The 24,278-nt window shown below is 62.6% G+C and carries 22 protein-coding genes; 8 read left to right on the top strand and 14 right to left on the bottom strand.

The features are described 5' to 3' along the window. Positions 1–88: 88 nt before the first annotated feature. The 8 genes from ABIE18_RS05430 to ABIE18_RS05395 all read right to left on the bottom strand — a co-directional run bounded on the left by ABIE18_RS05430 (position 89) and on the right by ABIE18_RS05395 (position 9,839). Entirely contained in the window at positions 89–1,450 is a 1,362-nt protein-coding gene (locus tag ABIE18_RS05430) for a patatin-like phospholipase family protein (protein ID WP_499721646.1), read from the bottom strand. Continuing rightward, positions 1,447–1,941, bottom strand: coding sequence for a hypothetical protein (locus tag ABIE18_RS05425; protein WP_499721644.1), 495 nt, complete (start codon positions 1,939–1,941; stop codon positions 1,447–1,449). The genes ABIE18_RS05430 and ABIE18_RS05425 overlap by 4 nt, the downstream gene beginning before the upstream one ends. Then, the gene (locus ABIE18_RS05420) at positions 1,938–2,420 is read right to left on the bottom strand and encodes a hypothetical protein (RefSeq protein ID WP_498701825.1); all 483 of its coding nucleotides are present in this window, start codon (positions 2,418–2,420) and stop codon (positions 1,938–1,940) included. The genes ABIE18_RS05425 and ABIE18_RS05420 overlap by 4 nt, the downstream gene beginning before the upstream one ends. Further along, complete coding sequence (locus ABIE18_RS05415) at positions 2,417–3,412, bottom strand: acetoacetate decarboxylase family protein (protein ID WP_499721643.1); 996 nt, start codon at positions 3,410–3,412, stop codon at positions 2,417–2,419. The genes ABIE18_RS05420 and ABIE18_RS05415 overlap by 4 nt, the downstream gene beginning before the upstream one ends. Then, positions 3,409–4,464, bottom strand: a complete 1,056-nt coding sequence (locus tag ABIE18_RS05410) for an alpha/beta fold hydrolase (protein WP_499721642.1) — start codon at positions 4,462–4,464, stop codon at positions 3,409–3,411. The genes ABIE18_RS05415 and ABIE18_RS05410 overlap by 4 nt, the downstream gene beginning before the upstream one ends. Continuing rightward, positions 4,461–6,545, bottom strand: coding sequence for a hypothetical protein (locus ABIE18_RS05405; protein ID WP_499721641.1), 2,085 nt, complete (start codon positions 6,543–6,545; stop codon positions 4,461–4,463). Before ABIE18_RS05405 ends, ABIE18_RS05410 begins: the two co-directional genes overlap by 4 nt. After that, positions 6,542–9,265, bottom strand: coding sequence for a GMC oxidoreductase (locus tag ABIE18_RS05400; protein ID WP_499721640.1), 2,724 nt, complete (start codon positions 9,263–9,265; stop codon positions 6,542–6,544). Before ABIE18_RS05400 ends, ABIE18_RS05405 begins: the two co-directional genes overlap by 4 nt. Before the next feature lie 124 nt (positions 9,266–9,389). Beyond that, the gene (locus tag ABIE18_RS05395) at positions 9,390–9,839 is read right to left on the bottom strand and encodes a hypothetical protein (RefSeq protein ID WP_499721638.1); all 450 of its coding nucleotides are present in this window, start codon (positions 9,837–9,839) and stop codon (positions 9,390–9,392) included. A 216-nt stretch (positions 9,840–10,055) separates the two neighbouring features. Between ABIE18_RS05395 and ABIE18_RS05390 the strand changes: the two genes are divergently transcribed. From ABIE18_RS05390 to ABIE18_RS05380, 3 genes are all read left to right on the top strand, one after another. Further along, positions 10,056–10,652 carry a dihydrofolate reductase family protein gene (locus tag ABIE18_RS05390; RefSeq protein WP_499721871.1) on the top strand — a complete coding sequence of 199 codons (597 nt, stop codon included), beginning with the start codon at positions 10,056–10,058 and terminating at the stop codon, positions 10,650–10,652. Between the two features lie 144 nt (positions 10,653–10,796). Next, positions 10,797–12,062: an MFS transporter gene (locus tag ABIE18_RS05385; protein ID WP_499721636.1), complete on the top strand. Its 1,266-nt coding sequence runs from the start codon at positions 10,797–10,799 to the stop codon at positions 12,060–12,062. After that, the gene (locus ABIE18_RS05380; RefSeq protein ID WP_431119185.1) at positions 12,043–12,420 is read left to right on the top strand and encodes a metalloregulator ArsR/SmtB family transcription factor; all 378 of its coding nucleotides are present in this window, start codon (positions 12,043–12,045) and stop codon (positions 12,418–12,420) included. The genes ABIE18_RS05385 and ABIE18_RS05380 overlap by 20 nt, the downstream gene beginning before the upstream one ends. Here ABIE18_RS05380 and ABIE18_RS05375 read toward each other — a convergent pair. Then, positions 12,417–13,436, bottom strand: a complete 1,020-nt coding sequence (locus ABIE18_RS05375) for a LacI family DNA-binding transcriptional regulator (protein WP_499721635.1) — start codon at positions 13,434–13,436, stop codon at positions 12,417–12,419. The two genes, ABIE18_RS05380 and ABIE18_RS05375, sit on opposite strands and share 4 nt — an antisense overlap. 135 nt (positions 13,437–13,571) lie before the next feature. Here ABIE18_RS05375 and ABIE18_RS05370 point away from each other — a divergent pair, with 135 nt between their 5' ends. Next, on the top strand, positions 13,572–15,020 hold the full coding sequence (locus tag ABIE18_RS05370; protein ID WP_499721633.1) for a sugar porter family MFS transporter: 1,449 nt from the start codon (positions 13,572–13,574) through the stop codon (positions 15,018–15,020). A gap of 72 nt (positions 15,021–15,092) precedes the next feature. Here the strand turns inward: ABIE18_RS05370 and ABIE18_RS05365 are convergent, their stop codons facing one another. Together ABIE18_RS05365 and solA are read right to left on the bottom strand one after the other, a co-directional pair. Continuing rightward, entirely contained in the window at positions 15,093–15,767 is a 675-nt protein-coding gene (locus tag ABIE18_RS05365; protein WP_499721631.1) for an HAD-IA family hydrolase, read from the bottom strand. Positions 15,768–15,838: 71 nt separating this feature from the next. Then, a complete protein-coding gene (solA, locus tag ABIE18_RS05360; RefSeq protein WP_499721630.1) occupies positions 15,839–17,023 on the bottom strand; it encodes an N-methyl-L-tryptophan oxidase in 1,185 nt (394 codons plus the stop codon). Between the two features lie 167 nt (positions 17,024–17,190). On the opposite strand from solA, the gene ABIE18_RS05355 reads away from it, so the two are divergent. The 4 genes from ABIE18_RS05355 (at position 17,191) to otnC (ending at position 20,818) form a co-directional block, all read left to right on the top strand. Further along, positions 17,191–18,093: a LysR family transcriptional regulator gene (locus ABIE18_RS05355; RefSeq protein WP_499721629.1), complete on the top strand. Its 903-nt coding sequence runs from the start codon at positions 17,191–17,193 to the stop codon at positions 18,091–18,093. A 103-nt stretch (positions 18,094–18,196) separates the two neighbouring features. Further along, positions 18,197–18,874 carry an aspartate/glutamate racemase family protein gene (locus ABIE18_RS05350; protein WP_499721627.1) on the top strand — a complete coding sequence of 226 codons (678 nt, stop codon included), beginning with the start codon at positions 18,197–18,199 and terminating at the stop codon, positions 18,872–18,874. Between the two features lie 31 nt (positions 18,875–18,905). Then, entirely contained in the window at positions 18,906–20,192 is a 1,287-nt protein-coding gene (gene otnK, locus ABIE18_RS05345; protein ID WP_499721625.1) for a 3-oxo-tetronate kinase, read from the top strand. Beyond that, on the top strand, positions 20,189–20,818 hold the full coding sequence (otnC, locus tag ABIE18_RS05340; protein WP_499721623.1) for a 3-oxo-tetronate 4-phosphate decarboxylase: 630 nt from the start codon (positions 20,189–20,191) through the stop codon (positions 20,816–20,818). Before otnK ends, otnC begins: the two co-directional genes overlap by 4 nt. A gap of 12 nt (positions 20,819–20,830) precedes the next feature. On the opposite strand, the gene ABIE18_RS05335 is transcribed toward otnC, so the two are convergent. From ABIE18_RS05335 to ABIE18_RS05325, 3 genes are read right to left on the bottom strand one after another with little or no spacing between them, the layout of a single operon-like run. After that, positions 20,831–22,363, bottom strand: a complete 1,533-nt coding sequence (locus tag ABIE18_RS05335; RefSeq protein ID WP_499721622.1) for a glycoside hydrolase family 32 protein — start codon at positions 22,361–22,363, stop codon at positions 20,831–20,833. A gap of 36 nt (positions 22,364–22,399) precedes the next feature. Next, positions 22,400–23,287 (bottom strand): carbohydrate ABC transporter permease, encoded by an 888-nt coding sequence (locus tag ABIE18_RS05330; protein WP_499721620.1) that lies wholly within the window; start codon positions 23,285–23,287, stop codon positions 22,400–22,402. Between the two features lies 1 nt (position 23,288). After that, positions 23,289–24,251 (bottom strand): carbohydrate ABC transporter permease, encoded by a 963-nt coding sequence (locus tag ABIE18_RS05325; protein WP_499721619.1) that lies wholly within the window; start codon positions 24,249–24,251, stop codon positions 23,289–23,291. Positions 24,252–24,278 lie beyond the last annotated feature (27 nt).

Here is a 24,278-nt window from a genome sequence, read left to right as displayed (position 1 = left end):
TTCGCGGGTGTTTCCCCCTTGTTGCCATCTTTTGCAGATCGGTAGCGCGCTGTTTACCGGCCGGTAATAACGTGGATCACACTGGAGTTCAGAACCGTGCCAGCAACTCCCGCAATCCGTTGGCGGCGAAGCTGGCCACGGCCTCAGCCCGGTCAACGAAGCCGTGGGCACCCACTGGCTCCACAGAGGCCAGAAGCCCTGCCGCATCGGCCAGGCTCATGACTAGCTCGGCCCTCAGGCTTCCCACCTGTGACCCGTCCACCCGCAATATTGCCTGGCGCGAGTCAGTCCAGGCATCCGGACCGGGATCGTCCCGCAAGGTGCGCGTCAGGGACACGTCCTGCCACCCGCCGTCGAACCTGATCCGAGCACGGTACGTGACGTCGTGGCCCTCCGTTTCAACGCGTCCATCCGCGAAAAAGGCGCGGCCGCCGAAGAGCGGGTGCTCCAGGAATCCCGTGAACTGCGGGGGCACAGTGGACCCGGCCGTGGGCAGCATGACGGTGGCTTTGAACGTCAGGGGTGAGCCCTCCAGTTCTCCGCGCAGGGTGTCGTTGAATCGGACGCCCGCCGCCGGTTCTGTCATGGCGGTGCACCTGGCGTCCTTCGGGACGCCCGCTGGCGTCATGGTGTCCAGGTACGCCCGGGCGTCCCGGTAACCCATGCCGATCAGGGTGTCGGCGTCGATCCTTCCCAGATAGAACTCAGAGTCCAGCGGGAGCGGATGCTCAGGACGCACCACATGCAGCACAAACTCGCGGCCAGCCGCGCTTGCAACCTCGAAATCAGCGAGAAGGGCTCCCATGGCGCTCATTTCGATCATGTGGACGTACTGCTCCAATGGCCCGTCACCCCAATATGGCGAGTTGCCGATACACCAAATCAGCCACACTTCTTCCGCTCCCCGGCTCAGGGCTTCGGCTACATTGGCGTCGCGCATCCAGACGGCATCCGTCCAGATCTTTCCATCCCGGCGCAACGGTGTCAGGAAGATGGGCAGTGACATTCCCGCGGCCATGAGCTCCGCGTCAATGGCGGTGGCATCGATGGCGTGGCAGCGCTTTTCGGTGAACTCCACGACGTTGAAGGAACCTTCGACGGCGCCCGGTTCGGCCGCGCGGCCACGGATAGTCGCGTCGTTGATCCCCAGGGCGGGAAAGACCTTGTTCAGGATGCCGTCCGCGTCGCCAATGGCGGGCAGCGACCATGGACCTTTAAGGTAGTCACCGACCGGCAGCGCCGAGCCAAAGTCCTTCACGTCCACGCCGGACCACCGGGTGCACATTTCTTCCGGCGACACTCCGGACAGCAGCATCCCCGCCGTCAGGATCCCGCCCGAGCTGCCGTCAACATGGTGAAACTCCAGGCCTTCCTCGGCGAGCGCCCGCATGACGCCGGCCTGCCAGGCCACGCGCATTCCGCCGCCAGCGAGCACCAAAGAACGTTTCAAAGCACGTTTCCTCCGGTCATGCGCGCGCCGGTCATGCCCCCACTGATCCTGCGCCAATAGACGAACAGGAGTACCGACGTCGCGAGGTCAAAGAAGGCCACCAGCAGCGCGATGGGTGAGAAGACGCCGTTCAGTACCCCGATGCCGACGGCTCCGAATGCGCCGGCTTTCTGCAGTCCGGACCAGAGCACCACCTCGGGGGAGGGCACGGCGTTGAGCAGGGTGTGGAGAAGTAGTCCGCCCACCACCACCATGAACATGCCCACGGTGCCGAAGAGTTGCCGCATTCCGGGGGCGGGGTCGGCGCCGATCAAGGGCAATATTTGTCCGCCAAACGGGACCTGCACGGCCCCGGTCAGCACCGTGATGATGGCGATCGCTGCCAGGAAGGCGCGCAGTGGATCGGCGGTGGCCCAAGCCAACACGCCGGGTCGCCGCGCTTGGTGGTGAGGGGCGGGCTGTGCGGGCTGTGCGGGCTGATGGGCGGTCATGCGAAGGACTCCAGCAGGCGTCCGCGGTCCACGAGCAGCCACACCATGGCGGCCCAGGTCAGCGTGGAGACGTAGAAGCGGATGTCGTTGAGCATCATCCAGCGTTTCAGCAGGGAGCGGAGTTCGGCGTCGTCCGCGAAGTCGCCGCCGCGGATGCGCTTGTTGATGGGGATGATGATGCCTTGGCCCACCCAGGTCAGGACGATGATTCCCAGCAGGCAGATGATGGCTGGGATGACGCGGATGGTGCCCCACTCGGACCACACCAGGATGCCTCCTGAGATGAACATGATGGGCACCACGATGGTGAAGAACTTGGTTGCTGCGCGGGTGGGGATGCCGAAGTGCATGTCGACGTTCTCGCGGGCCAGCGAGCGCCATGTTGGGTACAGGAAGAACTTGAGGACCCACATGGTGCCCACATACATGGTGGCGCCGAACAGGAAGTAGAGCGCGTTGATGAGCAGTAGCCAGTTCATTGGATGCTTCCCGGAGTAGCACGGGGTACGGTTCCGGAGTCTGGTGCCGTGCCTGCGGTCCTGCTCCGGTCCGGCGGTGCCAGCCATTCCTGGCTCTGGCCCAGGTTCACGACGCTGTCCAGCATGTCGCCTCCGCGAAGGGCGGCTGCGGCGGATTCTGTAGGTGCGGTGAGGAACCAGGCTTCGTAGTGGTCGTCCAGGACACCGTGGGCTTGCGGCAGCCAGGCGGTGAACACAGGTTTGCTTTCCACCTGCAGGTTCTTCAAAGGCTCGACGCCGGGCGCGTCACCGAGGATGAGGCGCGCCTTGGCCTGTGCTCCGAGGGCGATGTCACCGGCAGCTTCAAAGTAGATGTCCGATTTCCAGAGCATGTTCCGGAAGACGCAGTAGTTCGAGGCAGCAAGCTTCAGCGGCAGGTGAGTTGCGCTTGGTGGGTCGGGACGTTCGATCTCGATGTAGCAACCCAGCCGGCCGTCCTTGTCGTACTGTGCTGACACTGTGGAATCAGTGACCACGAAGTCCAGGTTGGCCTGGTGCTTCGGCATGCCCCAGATTCCCTTGCCACCCTTGACCGAAACCTCCGAACTGACGGGGAGGTCCACCACGAACTGTCCCAGCTTGAAGGTTTTTTGGAAGATCAGCGGGAGGATGGGCGGGGTCGGCCTGCTGCCGTGGGTGATGGCGATGGCCAGTGAGTATTCGATGTACTTGCCGATGTCCGTGGACTTGTAATTGACCACGGTGACCACCAGCAGTCCTTTGCCGCCCAAGCTGAACGGCCGCATCTCCGTGCCGGGGAGTGCTGCCGCCGCGGCTTTCTTGTTGATGGGGAAGGCCGCCATGAGCACAGGGGAGTCATCGGAATTGACCGGCATGACGTACTTGATGCCATCGGCCAGTGCGTGCTGGCCGCGGAGGCGTTCCTGGCGTCGGGGAACCGGGGATGGCATGAGCTTGAGCAGGGGGGTAACCAGTTCGGTGAGTGTTTTCATGACCTTGGCTCCTGGGTTTTGTTGAGCTCGTCGACGATGACCGGGAAGGTGTCCTGCCATGCTTGCTGGCCGAAGAAGACGTCCAGATGTCCGTAGCCGGGAATGAGGTGGAGCGAGTCCTTCCCGGGCCGGTGTTTTTGGAAGAAGTCGAAGGTACGTTGTTGGCTTTCGGGAAGGAAACAGAGGTTGTCCAGCCCGGCGATGAACGCGAACCGTGCATCGGTTTGGGGAGCCTCGGCCACAAAGTTCTCCGGCAGTTCCGGATGGTTTCCGGCAGCCACCATGTGCCCGGCTTTGATGCTGCGGCCCATCTCCTCGAAGAACGTCACCGGGACCTCGGCGAACTCGCCGCTGAGCCATTGGTGAGTGGCGTCGTCGAGGTTTTCGTGGGCCCACAGGGCCGGGCGGCCACTGCCGTACGTGAAGCTGACCATCTTGCAGACGATGTTGTCGCACTCGCGGTGCGTGGCCTTGACGAGGCCTCGGATGGCCCGTGTGAAGTAGCCCTGCGATTTGTAGCCCCACGCCGGGGACAGGTAAGGGGTAAAGATCTTGACCACGGGCGTCAGATAGTCGATCTTCAACCGTGAGAACGCAGGCACCACGGGATGCAGGGACACCGCGTTGGAGACAATGGTGTCCACCTGGGGCAGCAGACCGGCGACGGCGGACATGGTGAACGACGTCGAGCCCTGGCAGTGGATGACGGCCTTCATCGTTTCCGCGCCGGTCGCGTTCAGCACATGCTCGACGGCGGCAGGGTGGTCGTACACAGCGGCGTCAGCAAGGGTCCAGGACAGGGGATCGAGATCGATGGATGCCCTCCAGTTCAGCATCCACACGTCCCACCCGTCCTCCAGCAGGACATCCACAATGGTGGTCCGGACCGGTGGCCTGAACAGCTCCGCCCGCACGCCGGAGCCATGGACCAACATGACCGGTCCTTTAGTCACCTCCACGGGTGACGTCACATGGACCAGGCTCAAGGGCGTGTTGTCCCGGGCCCGGAACGGGATGACCTCGGTCCGGTGCTCGGCACGGGTAATGATCATGGTGCGGTTCCTTTCCGCGTGATGGTGATGGGATCTTCAAGCAGCCGCATGGCAGGAAGGCCGGACTCCGGAACCAGCCGCGCGCCGTCGTCGTTCTGTGCCAGCTGCCAATCGCGGCACACTGTGTCCACCACCAGCGGGTAGACAGTGAGGCTGCCGTCGGCGGCGAGGTGGAGGCGCAGGAATCCCTTGTGGTCTTCAATGGATTGGCCGGACATTTTCCACGTAGACACCTCCCCGCTGGGCGTCGCAAGGATGAACAGCGCGAAGGCCTCACTGCCAACGGCCCAGCCACCCAGGTACACCAGCGCGAGCGCCAACAGCAGGATGACGACGTCGGGCCAGCCGTTCGGCCAGGGAAGCAGGATCACGACGGCGGCACTCACCGCGAGCGCGGACAGCTGGTATAGCGCGCCGCGGGTGAAGACCACGATCCCTGCCTTGACCAGGCCGAGCAGTCGTGCCACTAGTGAGAGGACTGCGAGCAGGAGCGGCACCGCAAGGACCAGGACGAGGATGAGGAGCAGCGTGTTTCCGTGGGTCAGGCTGCGGAGGCTGTCCACGAAGGACTCCCCGCGGAATGCGCTGAAGACTGTCCAGAGCGTTACTGCCGCGATCACGTGCACAATGCCCAGCGACAAACCGAAGCCAGGGTTGCGGATGGGGAGCCAATATAGCGAGAAGGGGTTCGCGAGCCGTGGACCGAGCAACTGGGAATCGGCCTGGTCCGGGTACAGGGTGGGCATCCGGGTGAAGTGGCGGGTTGTGGGTGGTGCTTGTTCGTGGCCGCCGTGAGGGTTACCGGGGTGGGTGACGCTGGAGGACAGCCCCGGTGCGTTTTCGGGGCAGGGAAGGACGAGGTGTTCCGGGAGCCAATGGGCGTCTGAAAGGTAGGCGCCGCCCAGGCCGCAGGTGATCATTTGCGTTCTTGTTGGGTCCGCCGGGAGGTTTTGGGCGCCTGATTCATCCGTGCCCAGTTCGTCAGGAGACGTCCGCTCCTCGTAGCGGGAATAGTGGTGCAGGTCGCCTGTGAGCCACAGCCGGACGTTTGCGCCCGTGGCCTCGAACAGGCCACTCTCGGGATTGAACCGACGGCGAAGGTAGTCCTGCTCGAAAAAGTTGACCTGCCTGAACTCATTCGGTCCCGGGTGCTCGGCGTCAACCCAAAAGGGAGCTGCCACGCACAGGATGATGGCATCTCCTGGTTGGAGCTGGAGGGTGACGTTTCGGTAGAAGTAGTCCAGTTGGGGTTCGTCGATGTACTGCCCCAGCTGGCTGTCCAGGCCCAGGAGCCACCAACCCGGCGTACCGTCCTGTGGTCCGCCGGAACCCTGCGTGGGCGATTTCCCGGTGAGCCGGACCGCGAAGTAGCTGCGCGTCTGGATGGTCCGCCAGCCCCCGATGCTTCGTTGCCGGGTGAACATCCGGATGAACGAGGTCAGGCCGTCGTACCAGTCGTGGTTGCCGGGGAGTGCGAGCATGATGGGTGTCTCGTTGTGGGGCCCAATCTGCGTGCTTCGGACGTGTTTTTGGGCGCTCAGCGGGGCCCGCAACGCAGGAGTGGGCAGCGCCATCCGGTATGGTCCTGCCATCCGATTCTCGTAGGCAGCCGGTGAGGCAACGGGGTAGACCTCATCGCCGCCGAGGACCAGCACCTTTCCGCGGGGGAGCTCATGGCCTTGAACGGTTAGCTTGTCCTGGGCGAGCAGCAGCGCGACGGAGTAGGTCGCGTCGAAGCCATCTCCAAGATCTGCGGTGTAATCGAGCCACAACTCGGTGGGGCTTAACGGCTCGCCGGGGTTTGTGGCGCGGGATGCTTCAAGCTCCCCGGGGGTAGGAAGCCCGCGGCTGGTGACCGGCGGCTGGGCTGGTTGGCCGGGGACCGGGAGTTTATCCAGGCGCAAGGGATCGGCAGGGAAGCTGCCCTCAAGTTCCCTCTTGTCACCGAAGTCTGCGAACACAGTAGCTGCCATGACCTTCAATGCCGTCCGTGCCAGCGACATCGGCGAGAGCCAGCGAACCGCGGCCTGGGGAGTGAAGCCCAGGACAGTACGGTGCTTCGCAAGCTCCCAGCTCTTCATCTTCGTGGCCGCAGTGGGCTCCGGACCGGGAACGGGACCCGTTTGAGGCCCCGCCCGTAGACCTCCCACAACTCACCGGCGAACAATTTCATGAAGGACGCCAAACCCGCGGCGGGCGCAGGGCCCTCGGCACGGAACGTGGTCAGTTGCTTGGCGAAGTCCAGCGGCCGGATGTAAAGAATGCCGGCACCGAAGACGTCCTCCTCGCCTTGCTCTTGGACGTCAGCGGCTTCCGACGGCGGAACGTGGCCACGCAGGATTCTCGCGTACAACGTGGTGGTGTCCTGCCAGATATCCAGCCCTGCCTCGTTATGGATCAACTTGTACCCCGTGAACGTGAACGGCGTTCCGCCCGGGTCCCGCAGCCACAACCGGTAGAGCATGCGCCTGGCTGGCCTGCCGTCGTCGGAAGCGTCCTCCACAAAGAGGTTGAACCAGCCGCGCTCCACCGGCATCCGGCCACCGAAATAGTCTGCGAGGACATACCCCTCCGCCTTCGCAGGGTGGCTCGGATCCTCCACGAACGCGTCCATGTCCTCGGCCGTAATTGTCAGCTCGAACATGATCCTGCGGCCCCGGTCCCTGCCCAGGCTTCGCCCCTTCTCCGGGTCAGGGATACCAGGACTGAACCAGCCGTGCATCTGCTCCGTGAAACGCACAGAGGTGGTGGTGGTCTCTGTAGCCGCCGGTTTCTGGTCCTGGTGCTGCCGGGTTTGGGGTTGTGGCAGTCCCAAACGACGGCTCCTTGGTCCCGTGGTGGCGGCTGCGCCCTCTGCGACTGCGCTCGCAGGCCGCTCCTCCCGCGCGCCCTTGCCCTTGGTAGCGTCCGGTGCCAATTCGCGTGGAGCCGAAGCGTCGACGTCGTTGGCCCGGTCGTCACTTCCGGCAGCATCGGCGGGGGTAATTCCCCTGTGTCCGGCACTGTGGGAGTTCTCCAGGATGTGGTGGCAGGCTCGTTCCGCAAAAGCAGAAATGGTCAGCGAAGGATTGGCGCCCACGGGGCCAGGCATGGCTGCCCCATCCATCACGAACAGGCCGGGATAACCGAACACCTCACCGTAGGAGTCGCACACCGCCTCGCCCGGGTGGCGGCCCGACGGTGCGCCGCCGATGGGGTGGACCGTGATGACACGTTTGGCCCACCACAGCGGATTGTCTATGAAATCTCCGTCGAGGTCCTTGGCAATCTCGGACATTGTTCCGCGGACGCGTCCGAAGTAGTCCTTGGACGTGGCCATTGTCCATGCGATGGCGAGCCTTCCGTCGCGAAGGGTCATGACGCCGTCGGGAATATCCCGGCCCATCCCCAGCAGCGGCACGGAACTGGAGGATAGGCGGCCGTCACCCAGCGCGGCGGAGAGGTCGGCGGAGACGTTGGAGCGCCCGGCGTCGAAGAGCCTGTCCTTGAGCAGTTGGCGGGCAACTTTGGCTGTCCGTTTGACGGTGGTGCTGAGCTGGGCGGTCTCCATGAGCCAGTTCATGAAGGCCGGATACCCGGCGTCCTCCACGTAGTAACCGCGACCATCGCCGTCGTCGTCGTTGGAATCGGGGATCCTGATCGCAGTGGTGATGACTGGTCCGCGGCTGCCGGTGAGTGTTCGCACGCCGGGCGGCGACCCATTGGTGGCCGGAGTCTTGGCGCCCATGATGAACGTCAGGAGATCGCCGTTGCCGCTGAAACGGGTGCCTACTGCGTCGCTCAGGGCAGGGAGGGAGCTGCGGTTGCGCAGGAGCAGGAAGTTGGTGCCGAACGTGCCGGCGCCAAGGATGAGCCGGCGGCAGTGAATGATTCGTTCCTTGAGGAGTTCGCCTTGGCGCTCGGGATCGTGCACCACGTAGCGGACCTCGTATCCTCCCCTCGCAAGTGGCCTGATCCCGCGGACATCGTGGAATGTGCGGATATCCGCGCCCTGATGAGCTGCGGCCGAAATGTAGTTGTGGTCCAGCGTGTTCTTGGCGCCGGCGTTGCAGCCGATATCGCACTCACCGCTGAGCGTGCACGTGGTCCGGACGGTGTTTGGTCCGTGGATGCTGCCGTAGGCGGGGAGGGGAAGGGGCCTGTTGGTTTGGGGTTCCTTGGTGGGGTCCGTGGAAAAAGTGACGGCGATAGGTGGCCTGCTGATGGGTAGGCCAAGGGTTGCGGCGGTCTTCTCCATGGCCATGGTTTTTGGTGTGTCGTTGTACGGATAACGGACCGGCTGGAGCATGTCTTCTGCGGCCTTGTAGTACGGGTCAAGGTCCGCCCGTGTGAAAGGCCAATTCTCGTAACCGCCGCCAGGGATAGGGGACTCGTTGACGAACCATTTTTCGTCCTTGCGCAGGAGGACGTTGGCGTAGATCAGTGAGCCACCACCCAGACCGCTGGACACGAGGCCCTCCGTGCCGCGGAATGTCCAGGCATCAAAAAGCCCGTACAGGCCGCGGTCCGGGTCCCAGAAATTCCTGCCCATCTCGGCTGGCGAACGCGCGAAACTACCGGGCGGATAGGGCTTGCCACGTTCCATGAGCACCACGGATTGTCCGGCCTCTGCCAAGCGGAGGGCAGCCACCGAACCGCCGAATCCGGAACCGACCACCACGGCGTCAACTTTTTCGATGCCTTGTCTTTGGACGTTCTGGGTTTTGACGCCTGCTTCTGCGTCGCGTGCACTGTGGCGTGCCGGATCGGGTGCGGGTTCCGTACCCGTATTCCCGCTGTTCCCGGTCCCCAGACGACCCATGGCCGTTCCTCTCAGAGGAAAGCTGACCTGAAGGCGGCCCCGGCCTGACCGGGCGGTGCCTCCGGACTATCGCCCTTATGTTCCCACCGGGCCGGGGATCTGTCCATGAGGTGGAGTTATTCCGTTATCCGGTGTGGCTCGCCGGATGTGATGGGAGGACGCGCGTGAAGTTGAGGTCGAAGTCGTGCTCAAGAGGTCCGCCGAGGTAGGTTCCCCGCTCCCATCGGCCCGTGATGGTGTTCCCGTCCTCACTGATCCGGCCGATGTAACGCTGCGGCCAATCGGGCCCATCCCGGAAAAGGGTCCACACGTTCCCTTCCAGAGTCATGTCCAGGACGCGGGCGACGCCTCGGGAATCGAAGTAGTGCTGCTGAAGTGCGCCGTCTGATCCTGTAGCGCCGATGGTGCAGATAGCATTCGGGAATTCCGGCCTCTCAACCGTGGACCTCTGGATCAGGAAACCGCCGCCCGGCAGCCATTCGAACGTTGTGCGGCCTACCGCGTCCATGCCGGGGGCAGTAGTCTCCCATTCGCCGACCAGGATGTTGAGCCGCTCCAGCAGTTCGGATGTCATATCGTCCTCCTGAGATGTGTAGCCCCAGTTTCCGCCGCAGGTGACGATTTGGCGAGGGCTGCCCAGGTTGGCGAGGGCTGCGCAGCGGCTTCCTGACCCTCCTTGGCGGTCGCCGGCCCACAAATCACCCAAAGGAGGTTGATGATGACCGTACTCGCTGGCAAAGAAGGTCAGGAAGCAACGCTTTACTGGGTTTCCCAGTGGCATGATGGGCCCATGAGCCGAGTGACGTGCGATTTGACCATCTCCCTGGACGGCTTCGTTGCCGGTCCCAACCAGCGAATCTCGGAGCCACTGGGCGACGGCGGAGAGCTCCTGCACCGATGGATGTTTGAAGAGGCCGAAGCCAACGCGGCCCAGGTTGAAGAAATCCTCGCAGCCGGTGCGTTCATCATGGGGCGGAATATGTTCGCGGGGCCCGGACCAGACGTCTGGGACAAGGAATGGCGGGGATGGTGGGGTGAGGAACCGCCCTATCACGCGCCGGTTTTCGTCCTGACCCACCATCAGCATGAGCCGTTGGAGATGCAGGGCGGCACCACCTTCCATTTCGTGACCGACGGGATCGAATCAGCGCTTGCCCAGGCACGGGAAGCCGCGGGAAGCAAAGACGTGGCCATCGCTGGCGGAGCCCAGACAGCCCGGCAGTACATCAACGCGGGGTTGATGGACGAGCTGCGGCTCCACATTTCGCCCATGACTCTTGGTGGTGGCGAGAGGTTATTGGACGGCGTGGGCAATCTCAAGCTTGAACCCACGGAAGTGGCAGGCACCAAGCTCGTCACCCATGTGCGGTACCGCCTGCCACGGTAAGTCCTCGTCCCAGCAGCCGGGGAGCGGACTGCACCACATCCAGCCCAAGCATTGACCACTTTGAACAAAAGGCCCTCAATGCCTAATCTTTAAGCAACAGGTGCACATGGGTGCACATATGTACTTATCGATGGGTTGATTTCGATGTTGTCGGTTTTGCGGAACTCGACGTACCAACGGTTGTTTTCAGCGCAGCTCGTCGCTCTGGTGGGGACTGGCCTGCTGACCGTGGCTCTTGGCTTGCTGGCGTTTGACTTGGCTGGCAGCAACGCAGGTGCCGTGATGGGAGCTGCGCTAACCATAAAGATGCTCGCTTATGTTGGTCTCGCCCCGGTGATGAACGCCTTGGTGGAAGGTCTTCCGAAGAAGCCGGTGCTGATCGGCGCGGACCTGGTCAGGGCTGCCATGGCTCTGTGCCTGCCGTTCATTACCGAAGCCTGGCAGATCTACGTCGTGATTTTCCTGCTGCAATCGGCATCCGCAACCTTCACGCCGGCCTTCCAGTCCCTGATTCCCACTGTGCTCAAGGATGAAAGAGACTACACACGGGCCTTGTCTTTGTCGCGGCTGGCGTACGACATGGAAGCCCTCGTCAGCCCGGCAGCGGCGGCCCTGCTGTTGAGTGTCACCAGCTACAACAACCTGTTCCTTGGCACAGTCGCGGGGTTCCTGGTTTCCGCTGGCCTGGTGTCCATGACTGCCCTTCCCGCGTCTCCGGTTGGCTCCACCACGCAGGGCTCTCTCTGGCACCGCACAACCGCGGGTGCCAGGATATTTTGGCGGAACCGGAGACTCAGATCCCTGCTCGCCCTGAATGTAGTGGTGGCAGCACCCACAGCTCTGGTACTGGTCAACTCTGTAGTGTACGTGCGTGAAGTCCTTCACCGGCCCGAGACGGATTTGGCATTGGCCCTCGCCTGCTTCGGAGTGGGCTCAATGATTGTTGCTGTCTCGGCACCCAGGGTGCTGGAACGGTTCGGGGACCGCGCTGTGATGCTCACAGGCGCCACGCTGATTCCGCTTGCGATGATTGGGGCGACGGCGGTCACCCTCACGGCCGAGCCTGACGCCGGATGGTGGCTGCTGCTGGGATTGTGGTTCCTGCTGGGCGCAGGCAATTCGACCATCCTCACTCCGTCCTCACGCCTGCTGCGCGAAGCATCCACGGAACAGACGCGGCCCTACGTCTTTACTGCCCAGTTCTCGCTCTCTCATGCTTGCTACATCCTCAGCTACCCGTTGGCTGGCTGGCTTGGTGCTGCCGCCGGTTTGGGTTGGGCTGCAGGGGCCCTGGCAATTCTTGCGATACTTGGCAGTGCAGGAGCTTTCCTGTCCTGGCCGCGGCATGATGCCGGGGGAGCAGGAGCACCCGATGTGAAGGAGCGCTACGTTGAGCAGCCAGCCGAGTAATCCCTTCCCTGACGCTCCCAACGAGCCCTCGCTCTTCCACCCGGTCACGCCGGGACCCGAACTACTGGAAAGCGCGGCCGGGACTCTTCGAATGCTCGCAGAACCTACGCGGTTGCACCTGCTGTGGCAGCTCGCCCAAGGCCCCAAGACCGTCACAGAATTGGTCGAAGCAGCTCTCGTCCCGCGCACTGTTATTAGTCAGCACCTGGCCAAACTGAGGCTCAGCGGCTTGGTGGATACGCGAAAGGACGGGCGGCACGTCATCTACAGCCTCCATGACGGCCATCTGGTGAGGCTCATCCAGGAGACCATCAACCTCGCCGACCATCAGGTCACTGGCGAACCCACTCATAACTAGCCCGCCACGCGCCTGACCGGCGCTGTCGAGTTGCGCACCACCAATTGCGGCATGAGGCGTTCGTCGGCGATAGGGGCATCTGGATTATTGAGCCGTTCCAGGGCTACGGTGCCGGCGGTCCGACCCAATTCAACAGCGTGCAAATCCACGGACGTGAGGTCGATGCCGTGCAGATGGGCGGTCCTGGAATTGTCATAGCCCACAAGGGACAAATCTTCGGGAATCGAAAGTCCCCGTGCGTAGGCGGCTTCACGGACGCCGAGCGCCAATTGGTCGTTGTGGGTGAAAATCGCAGTCGGCCGGTCGGAATGGTCTAGCATCTGTGCGGCGGCCCGCTGTCCTGCGTCCGGTGTGAAGTCCTCTGCCGCGACCGTCTGCGGTGAGAGCCCGGCGTCGCGCATTGTTTGCTCGTAACTCTGGCGGCGGACGACGTGGCCGTCGTAGACCGGGCCAGAGAGATGGGCGATGCGCGTATGGCCGAGGCTGAGGAGATGTTTGGTTGCCGCCCGCGCCCCCGCAAGGTCATCCGAGTACACGCTGTCCACGCCGAGCACCGGCCGGGTCACACTCACCAGGGGGACGATTCTGGCCATCTCCTGCACGCGTTCGTCGGAGTCCAGCAGCGTAGCTGCGATGATAATTCCGACCCGGGCCTCAATCAGCGATTCCAGCGCGCCGGGATCTACGCCGTCCAGGGACCGCGAAACGCTCAGGATGAGCCGGTTGCTGCCTTGGGGGAGGGCTGTCCGGACGCCGCTGAGGACATCGGCGTAGATCTCGTTGCGGATGTCCAGCAGATAAAGCCCGACGGCGGAACGGTGCTTGCGTGCCAGATCGGCCGCTACCGCATTGGGCCGGTACCCGAGACGCTTGGCGGCCTCGAAGATGGCCTGCTTCGTCTCGTGGCTGACACCTGGTGCGCCGCGGAAGGCGAAGGAAACCAAGGTCCGGGACACGCCCACTTCGCGCGCGACGTCGCTTTGCGTGGCGGGGCGGTGCTGAGCGTCAGGAGCCATAGTTCATCCTCCCACGGGGGAAAGAATGAAAATTCGTCATTTGTTAGTTTGACCTTACATTTAAGCCTTTCGCGCGTTAGTCTGTACTTCAGGGCGGGCGACTATGGCCTGCAACCCACTGACAAAGGAGTCCTGATGTCTGCTACGCAAACGCAGAGCAAAGGAACCGGCAATGCTGCCCTTCCTCCGCTAACGAATGGCCCGCATCGTAAGCGCCTGGGCCTTGTTGCCCTGGTGGCTACGTTCGGGGGCCTGTTGTTCGGCTATGACACTGGTGTCATCAACGGCGCGCTGAGGCCAATGACAGCCGACCTCGGACTGACACCGCTGACGGAGGGGATCGTCACCAGTTCACTGTTGTTCGGGGCAGCTGCCGGAGCAGTCGGCGGTGGCCGCCTCTCCGATAGCTGGGGCCGCAGGAAGACGATCATCCTCCTGGCCGTGCTGTTCCTCGTGGGTACATTGGCCTGTGTCTCGGCGCCAAGCTTCGAGGTAATGGTCATCGGGCGCGTCATCCTCGGCCTGGCCGTTGGCGGTGCCTCCACTGTGGTGCCCGTCTTCCTTGCCGAGCTGGCGCCCTACGAAATCCGTGGTTCCCTGGCCGGGCGGAACGAACTCATGATTGTCATTGGCCAACTGGCCGCGTTCGTTGTCAATGCCATCATCGGTAATGTCTGGGGCGAAGTGGGCGGAGTCTGGCGCGTCATGCTCGCTGTCGCCGCCCTGCCTGCCATCGCACTGTTCTTTGGCATGCTGCGGATGCCGGAATCTCCACGCTGGCTCATCTCAAAGGGTAGGAACCCGGAAGCCTTGGCGGTGCTGAAGACCATTCGATCGGACGAGCGCGCCGAGGCAGAAATGGCAGACGTGAAGCACCTGGCGGACGAAGAAAGGGCATCGAGGGCTACATCATGGGGCGCACTGAAGGACAAGTGGATCCTGCGCATCATCCTTGTAGGCATTGGGCTGGGCGTCGCCCAACAGCTGACGGGCATCAACTCGATCATGTACTACGGCCAATCCGTACTCGTTGAGGCCGGATTCGACTCCAATGCCGCCCTCATCGCAAACATCGCGCCCGGTGTGATCGCCGTCGTCGGTGGTGTCATTGCGCTGACACTCATGCAGCGCGTCAACCGCCGCACAACGCTGCTCCTGGGTTTCACCTTGACTACCGTCTGCCACTTCCTCATCGGGATCGCGTCGATTGTCCTCCCGGTGGGCAATGCCGCCAGGCCGTTCGTGATCCTTTTCCTGGTGGTTGCGTTCGTGGGATCGATGCAGACGTTCCTGAACATTGCGGTGTGGGTGATGCTGTCAGAGATCTTCCCGCTGCACGTCCGCGGCTTCGCCATCGGCCTGTCCGTCTTCTGCCTGTGGATCGCAAACGCCCTGCTGGGTCTCTTCTTCCCCACCCTCGTTGCCGGGATGGGGATCACGGGGACGTTCTTCCTCTTTGGTGTTGTGGGCATCTTCGCCCTGGTGTTTATCTACACACAGGTCCCCGAAACCCGTGGACGTACCCTGGAGGCACTCGAAGAGGACGTGACCACCGGCACCATCTACCTGGTGCACAAGAACTAGTCACTTTTCCAAAACCGTCGGAGGGGACCGACGCTCAACGCGGCGGTCCCCTCCGACGGTTTTTGCGAACGTCTAGAGACCGAGATGCTTGTTGAGCTCGTCCAAGGACTTCACGGTGGCGATGTTGTACCCATCGGCGAAGGGTTCAGCACCGCGGTCCAGCATGACGAGGTCACGGAAACCCAGGTTGTACATGGGGATGTGGTCATACAGGGGGTGCGAGGAGACGTGCAGGAAGTCCTCCGGCTTGGCGTTCAGGGTATCGAGCATGTACTCAAAGGCCTGAAGGCGCGGCTTGTAAGCCCCGGCCTGCTCAGCGGTAAACACGGCGTGCCAATCTGCACCTAGCTTTGGAATGCTGATGTCCAGGAAGCTGTCGTCGGCGTTGGACAGAGCCACCAGCTTGTAGTTGTCGCCCTGCAGCTTCAGCGCGGCCGGCACATCCTCGTGGGCGATGGAGCTGCGGACCGCCTCAGCAAGCTCTGCGCCGGCACCAGGGGTCGGTCCGATGCCAAACCGCTTGCACGCGCGGTCAAAGGCACTCTGAAGGATCTCAACGTAGGGCTTGTAGTCGCCGTTGACCTCGTCGAACCGGTAGGCGCGGAACACCTTCTTAAAGGCAGGCCACTGTTCTTCCGGGATGCGGTCAGCCAGCAGGCGCTGGGTGGTGGGATAAATGTTGAAGTTGATAAGCGTGCCGTAGACATCGTAGGAGATGTACTTTGGCCGGAAGTTTGTGTTTGCCATGATTCGTCCGTTCTTAAGGATCTTGTATTTTTGGGGGTAGAAGAGGCTGTCCATTTCTTGCTCAGCCAAGCTCAACTCAGAGCCAGTGAGGAGAGGCGTGCGTCTGGTCCGAGGAACCTGGCGGGGTTCATGAAGCTGACGTCGGTGGCCGTTGTCCCGTCCAGCACGAGGTCGGCGGCAATGGCTCCCAGTGCAGTGGCCATCTTGAAGCCGTGGCCGGAGAAGCCGGCGGCCACGACCACGCCTTCCATGCCAGGCACCGTTCCCAGCAGCCCGGTGGCATCGGGCAAGTGACCGTCCGCGCACACAGCCACCCGTAGGGGCTCGGGAATCAGCCCGGGAATGAATTCCCGGACCCATGCCCGGATGGTGTCCAAATGCCGGGGGTCCCACGTGGGAGGCTTTTCCATGGATTCAACCTCATCCAGAAATATGCTCGCGACGACTTTCACGGTCCAACCGTCAGCGCTGGGAAATCCGTAGAACTGGGCTTTGTCCGGCCTCCCGTCTTCCTCCGCCCTCCTGAGGAAGACCGGCATGTCTTCCCTGCAGAATGTTGCTGGGTCCGAAGCCGGGAACCAGGTAAGGATTTGCGGCAGAACGGAAAGGTGGACACCGAGTTCCTTGCAAACGGCTCCCGCACCGTTGCCCTGCGAGACGACCACACGGGAAGCGATGATTTCTTCCTGATCGGTCCGGACGAGGTATTGGTCACCACGCTTCTCAACGCTCTGTGCTTTCCGGTTTCCCAGGAACTGGGCGCCCAGGCGGGTGGCCTCCACAAGGGCAGCGGTCACGGCTTTCTCGGACTTTACGTAGCCGCCCTCAGGATCAAGGATCGTGACATCCGAGTCCCTAATCACATGTTCGGGGTACTTTGTCCTGGCTTCGTCTCCCTGGAGAAGCTCGTAGTCCAGGCCGTTGTCCTTCCCGGCTGCAAGGAGGGATTCCAACCGCAGATTGTGCTCGTCGTAGATAGTGACAGCACCGGTGGTGCTAAGCAGCTCGGTGCCGCTGACTTTCTCCAGTTCCCGCCACAGGTCTTGTGACCTTTGCAGGATGGGGGTGTAGTGCCCGCCTTCTGCGTACACCTTGCGGAAAATACGGGACTCCCCGGCATAGGCGGAGAAGGGTCCCGGGATTGAAAACCTGTCAATTCCGATGACCCGCTGACCACGGGAGGCGAGCTGCCAACTTGCCATGCTTCCTACAGAGCCGACACCGACGATGACGACGTCCGTTTCGAGTGCAGTCATGCTTTACCTTGCTTTCCCTTATTGCACGCCATTGTCCCGATTTCGGGTTTGCCTCTGAAGAGCTACCCTCGGCTGTGCTTCCAGTCACACGAGCGTACGACACAAAAAGAAGCTGATTAAGGGCCCGTGAGACAATGCATTGTTTCCAAAAACGAAAGAAGCAGGAGATGGACCTTACATCGATCGATGATTTGGAGTTTTTCGAACAGATTTCCCGTTCCCAGAGCCTCACTGAAGCGGCTAGGAACTGGGGAAAATCGGTGTCAGCGGTGAGCAAACGCCTCGCCGCTCTGGAGTCCCGGCTGGGCGTAGCGCTCGTTCGACGAAGCACCCGGCGCCTGACCCTTACCGAAGAGGGACAGCGGTATGCGACAGGTGCTGTGGCCATCCTGCAGCAGAAAACCGATCTCGAAGACGCGTTGTCCGTGCAGCATGGTGAGCTCAAGGGCCGCATCCGTGTGCATTCGAGCCTGGGCATCGGACGCAAGCACATTGCGCCGCTGCTGGGGGAGTTCGTCCGGCAGCACCCCCTAATCCAGATAGACCTGGAGCTTTCACCGCTGCCTCTGAACATAGCTGGCACGAATTTCGACATCGCTGTCCGCGTCGGAGGATTGTCGGACTCCAGGCTCAAAGGAAAACTCCTCGCGCCGAACCGGAGGATTGTGTGCGCGGCCCCCAGCTACATGGAAAGTGCCCCGCCGCTGCAAACCATCAGGGACCTGGAGCGGCACAATTGCATCGTCCTGAGGGAAAACAACGCCGACTATTCGCTGTGGCGCTTTGGCGGGAAGGAGCAGGAATACGTCGACGTCAGAGGCAGCATGATCAGCGACGACGGGGATGTTGTGACCGACTGGTGCATCCAGGGCCTCGGCCTGATTATGCGCTCTACGTGGCACGTCAACCCGCTGATCCGTGAGGGAGTACTCCAGCAGGTCCTGCCGGACGTCCCGACGCCCAGCGCCGATATTTTTGCGCTCTACCCTGCCACTGCCAAAACACCACGCCGGATCACCGCGGCCATCGAACATCTGCGTCAGGGGCTTGCGGACAGGCTAGGGTCTTAGCTTCCCGCGCCCCGGACCTATCCCCACTTCTTTCGTTCTTCGAAACAATGCGTTGTCTAATGCGCCGTTAATCAGCAGCTTTTTGTGCCTTACGCTGACGTACATGAATAACCCACCGGTCCTTGCAATGTTGCACACAGTCCCCGGCTTGGTTAAGGACATGGAAACCCTGGCCTCCGAGGTAGTCCCGGGCATTCGTGTCCTGCATTACGTGGACGAGTCCTTGCTCCAGGACACCATCGCCACGGGAACAACGCCAGGACACGTTCGACGACGGCTGGTTGACTATGCCCGCTACGCCGAGGAATCAGGCGCCCAGGCATTGTTGGTCAGTTGCTCGTCCATCGGCGAAGCCGCAACCGCTGCGCAGGACTTTGTCTCCATCCCCGTCCTGCGCATCGACACTCCCATGGCCGGGCTCGCCGTCGAATCGGGAGCCAGGATCGGCGTGCTGGCCACACTGTCGGCAACACTCGGACCAACCACCCGGCTTGTCCGGGACTCAGCCCAAAGGCGGAACAAAAAGCCCGCCATCACCGCCAGAACAGTCGACGGCGCTTTCCAGGCTCTGCGCGCAGGTGACCGTGCGTTGCATGACAGGTTGGTGCTTGCCGCTTTCGCTGAACTGGCAGCAGAGTGCGACGTGATCGTTCTCGCCCAGGCGTCGATGGCCCGAGTCATTGACCACACGCAGGGACCGCCTGGAGGACCCATTGTGCTGGCTTCGCCAGATTCTGGAATGACCCAGCTCAGCACTCTTTTTCCTTCCCAAGACTCGTAAACAGCGTCGTCAACCGCGAAAGGTACGGACCATGTCAGCCACACCAACGAAGGCCAATATCACCTGGCTTGGCGTTATCGCCGACGACTTCACAGGAGCCTCGGATGTGGCTGGCACCCTTGTCAGCGCCGGGATGCGCGTCGTGCAGACCTTCGGTATCCCCGACGCATCGATGCAGCTGCACGATGTTGACTGCATCGTCATTTCACTGAAGACCCGCAGCGTGCCGGCCGACGAGGCTGTAGAACAGTCTCTGGCCGCGGCACGTGCCCTGAGATCCCGCGGCGTTCAGCAGCTCTACTTCAAGTACTGCTCCACGTTCGACTCAACCCCGGAAGGCAACATCGGCCCAGTGGCAGATGCCCTGCGCGAAGAGTTCGTCCCGGCCGGCCAGATCACTGTGGTTGCTCCAGGAACCCCGGCATTGCGACGGACCGTGTACAACGGCGTGCTGTTCGCCGGCACGGACCTCCTGCAGGAATCGTCCATGCGTCACCACCCGTTGACCCCGATGACCGATTCGAACGTGCCACGACTTCTGCAGGCCCAAACCAATAGCCCTGTGGGTCATATCGGCTATGGCGCAATAGAAGCAGGAGCATCCGCGGTCAGATCGGAACTCGATATCCTGAGCGGTCAAGGTGCCGGGTACGCGGTGGTCGATACACTCAACGACCGCCACTTGGCCGTGCTCGGGGCTGCAGTGCTGGACCACACGCTCGTCACCGGCGGATCAGGACTGGTGGGACGGCTGGCAACCACCCGCACGTTCCGTATCCAACCAGGCTTCACGAATGCCACCCGTCCAACTGGCCCTGCAGCGGTGATCGCCGGAAGCTGCTCCGAGATGACGAACGCCCAAATCGAGGCGTTCCGTCAGATGTACCCCTGCTTCCTGGTGGATCCTGTCGCCATCGCAGAAGGACGGGACATGGTGGCCGAAGCGCTGATGTTCGCTGGCGAAAATCTGCCTGACGGCCCCATCCTGATCCATTCCACTACTTCTCCAGAGGAAGTCTTGAAGGCGCAAACGCTCCTGGGAAAGGGCCGCGCCGCCGAAATAACCGAAGGCAGCCTTTCCGCAATCGCCGAAGGACTCATCGCCATAGGCTGCCGGCAGCTCATCGTCGCCGGCGGGGAGACCTCCGGGGCTGTGGTCCGAAGGCTTGGCATCACGACAGCGCGTGTGGGCAGGGAAGTCTCCCCGGGCGTTCCGTGGCTGAAAACCGAAACCAACCCAGGGTTGTCCATCCTGCTCAAATCCGGAAATCTCGGAGACCCGCGGCTCTTCCTTGACGCATGGGACCACGGCCGATGACCGGGATGGACAGCCGCCACGAACTCGTTCGGCTGGCCAGGTCCCTGCACCAAAGGGGGCTGACCAGGGGAACATCCGGCAACCTCAGCCTACGAGTGGACGGCGGAATGCTGGTTACCCCCACCAACGCATCCCTGGGTGACCTCAGGACCGAAGATCTGGCAATGGTCTCCGACACCGGCGAGCACCTGGCCGGAGCCCGCCCCTCCAAAGAAGCCTTCCTTCACCTTGCGATGTACCGGGCAAGGCCGCAGGACCATGCCGCCGTCCATCTGCATTCCACGTACGCCACCGCACTTTCCTGCCTGGACGACCTTGACGACGAAGACGTGCTACCACCTTTGACGGCCTACTTTGCCATGAGGGTTGGACGGCTGGTCCGGTTGCCATATTTCGCACCCGGCGATCAGGGCTTGGGCGAGGCGGCCCAAAAAGCTGCGGCATCGAGCCATGCCCTGCTACTGGCCAACCACGGACCGATCGTTTCTGCGCCTACCCTGCCACAAGCAGTGGACGCTGTTGAGGAAGCAGAAGAAACAGCCCGACTGTTCTTTCTCCTTCAAGGCCTCGCGACACGACCCCTCCAACCCGCCCAGGTGGCCCAACTATCCGCCCGCCGCACGTAGCTGGTGCTGCCGTTAGTGCACGACGGTGAAGTTCACCAGGGTTGCCCCCTCGCCTTCTGCAAGGAGGGCGAGGGCGGTACTGGAGTCCTCCGGAAAGATTTGGTCGGTGATGGTCGCCCTGCCGTCTTGGGCGAAGACCTCGACGGAACAGCGGTCCAGGAAGATCCGAAGCCGAATCCGGCCATCTTCCAACGCCACCGCAACGCGATCTACTGACGGAAATGCCTCGTGGAATCCGACGTTGCCGGATTCGGTGCGGTCCAGGCTGAGTTCCCCCGTTGCCGGGCTGTAGGCCAGCACTGTGCGCTCTGAGCCTGCGGAAAAGACACCCGGCGCGGCGTCTCGCTGCGGGTCGGCCCGCAGCACGATGCCGACCCTTCCGGCATGCCCGGGCTCGAACTCGGCATCGATCCTCAGCACGTCCCCGGATACCTCTTCGGGAAGCCACGTCAGGCCGGATTCCAGCCGTTGTCGGCCCAGTGTCATCTCCGTCCCATGCCCTTCGAAAGGGTCAATGGCCTCCTGTACCAGCACGGGACGCCCGCCGCGGGAAACCAGCTTCACTTCACGAACGAGCGACATGGCGCTGCGCCAGCCGTCGGAGGGTGTCTCAGCGCCGTACTGCCAGTTGTTCATCCAGGCGATCATGAGCCGGCGGCCGTCGGGCACGTTGCTGAAGGACACGGCGGCGTAGTAGTCCCGGCCCCAGTCGAGCCAGCCGTACTCGGCCATCCGGGTGTCATCGGACTGGAGGCCTTCGGTGACGGTAGTTTCGGAATGGAACGTCACGCCGTCGAACGTTCCGACGAAGTACTGGCCGCCGGAGCCGCCGGCGATACCGCCCGGGCTGAGGTTTACCACCAGAACCCACCGGGTGTTGGAGGCGTCGCCGTCCACCGGAAGTTCAAACAGGTCGGGGCATTCCCATACGCCTGCGGTGGCGTTCGCCGGGCCGAAGGTGCTGAGGTATTCCCAGGACAGCAGGTCCGGTGAGCTGTAGAGCACGACTTCGCGGCGGGCTGCTTCGACGGCGACCATGACCCAGTAACTGCCGGCGTCGCCGTCGTACCAAAACACTTTCGGATCCCGGAAGTCCGGGGAGGCCCTGTCCAGCACCGGGTTCCCCGAATACCTCGTCCAGGTGGTGCCGTCGTCCGTGCTGTAGGCAAGGGACTGCGCCTGGAGGCCGGCCATGGGCGAGCCGGAGGTGTAGGCGCTCGTATAGATCGCCACGAGCGGTGGGTTGTCCGGGGTGCCGAAACCGCTCGTGTTATGGATATCCACCACAGCGGAGCCGGAGTAGATGGCTTCCTCGTCGTCGCAGGGGATGGCCACGGGCTGCTCTTCCCAACGCAGCAAGTCCACCGAGGTGGCGTGACCCCAGGACATGTTGCCCCACGTATCGCCGTCCGGGTTGTGCTGGTAGAAGAGATGGTAGACGCCATTGGAGTAGAGGAGCCCGTTGGGGTCGTTGAGCCAGTTGCGCTGAGCGGAGTAGTGCCACTTGGGCCGGTACCGGCAGTCGAGGTCGGCGGTTGTGTTCATGGGAGTATTTCCCTTTCGCATGAGGGGCAAGGCGGGTCAGCCCTTGACGCCACTGGAGGCGATGCTGTTGATGAAGGAGCGCTGGAATGCGATGAACAGCACCACCACCGGGACGGTGATGAGGGAGGCATAAGCCATGACTTCGCCCCAGGAGACGTTGAGCTGGAAGAAGTATTGGATGCCGATCATGACGGGTCGGAGCTCCTCGGACTGGACCACCATGAGCGGCCACAGGTAGGAGTTCCACGCGGGAAGGAACGTCAGGATCGCCACCGTGGCTGTCGCAGGGCCTGCCAGGGGCATCACCACCAGGCGGTAGATCTTGAACCAGCCCGCGCCGTCAATCCTCGCGGCCTCATCCAGTTCCTTCGGGATCGACTCAAAGTACTGGTGGTACAGGTAGATGGAGAACGCATTGGCGATGAACGGGATGATCTGGACCTGATAGGTGTCCAGCCAGCCCTTGGAAATCTCCAGGCTGAACCCGTTGAGCTCAAAGAACGGCAACTGGTTCACCCACCACACCAGCGGCAGCGCCAGCGTCTGGAAGGGCACGATCAGCGTGGCCAGGATCGCCGTGAACACTATGCGCTTGCCGCGGACCTGCATCCGGGACAAGGCGAAGGCGCAGAGGCTGTTGATGAAGATCCCCAACACCACCGTCACGGCCGAGACCCCGATGGAGTTGATCAGGAAGCGGGCGGCTGGCACACGGTCAAACACGGCAGCGTAGTTGTCGAACGAGATATTGCCGATGGGCAGGAAGGCTGCCACTGACGACATGTCCCCGAAGATCTGCTGGTCCGGCTTGAGTGAAGACACCAGCATGAACAGGAGGGGGAAGGCGGCGACGACGGCAAACAGGATCCGTACCGCCATGGTCCCTGCACTGCTGAGACTCTTGGATGTGAGTGTCTCTTTCATGTCAGTCCTTCTCTCGGGTCAGGTAGCGCTGCGCTGCGGAGACCAGGAGCACCAGGACGAAGAATACGAGGGAGATAGCCGAGGCATAGGATGTCTCCTGCTGCTTGAAGCCGGAGCGCACCGCCTCGAAAATGATGGTGGTGGTGGAATCGAGCGGTCCGCCCTGGGTCATGACGCTGACCTGGTCGAAGAGCCCGAGTGCCTGGATGGTGATGGTCACCAGGATCAGGGTGCGGGTGTGCTTGAGCCCTGGCCAGGTCACGTAGCGAAACTGGTGCCAGCGGCTTGCCCCGTCAAGCTGGGCTGCCTCGTACAGCTCCCCGGAGATGCTCTGCAGGCCGGCGAGCCAGATGATCATGTGGAAGCCGGCGGCCTGCCAGATCGACAGGATGATGATGGCCGGCATGGATGTGGCGGGATCGTTGAGCCAGTCCGGGCCGTCGATCAGGCCGAAGCTGGCCGCGGACAGGAACTCATTGATCAGCCCGTCCTTGCGGTACATGAACAGCCACAGCAGGGACACCACCACCATGGACGTCACCACGGGAAGGAAGTACAGGGTGCGGAAGAAGTTCACCCCGCGGAACTTCTTGTTGATCAGCAGCGCCATCGCCAGGGCAAGGCCCGATTGGACGGGCACCACTACAACCGCGAAGTAGCTGACGTTCAGCAGTGCCCGCCAGAACGTGGGGTCCGTGAAGAGCCGGACGAAATTGTCCGCACCCACAAACTCAACGGGTCGTGGTGAGACAAGGCGGGCGTTGGTGAATGCCAGTCCGAAGCCCAGGATCGCCGGGAGGAAGACAAAGAGCAGCAGCAGGGCTGCGGCGGGGGCGATCATTGCCCACCCGCTGAGCTGCTCGCGCAGGTAGCGCGGCCGGCGATGCGGTTTGTTGGGCGGTGCAGCGGGGGCGGGGGCCGCCAGGCGGCGGCCAGGAGTAGGGGGAATTTGGGTGGTTGTCATGGGGTTCTCCGTTGACAGTCGGGGGCC

The organism is Arthrobacter sp. 2762, assembly GCF_040548745.1.
In the GTDB taxonomy this organism is placed as follows: Bacteria; Actinomycetota; Actinomycetes; order Actinomycetales; family Micrococcaceae; genus Arthrobacter.
The sequence above is the reverse complement of the archived record's forward strand: the minus strand, read 5'-3'. Positions and strand labels throughout refer to the sequence as shown.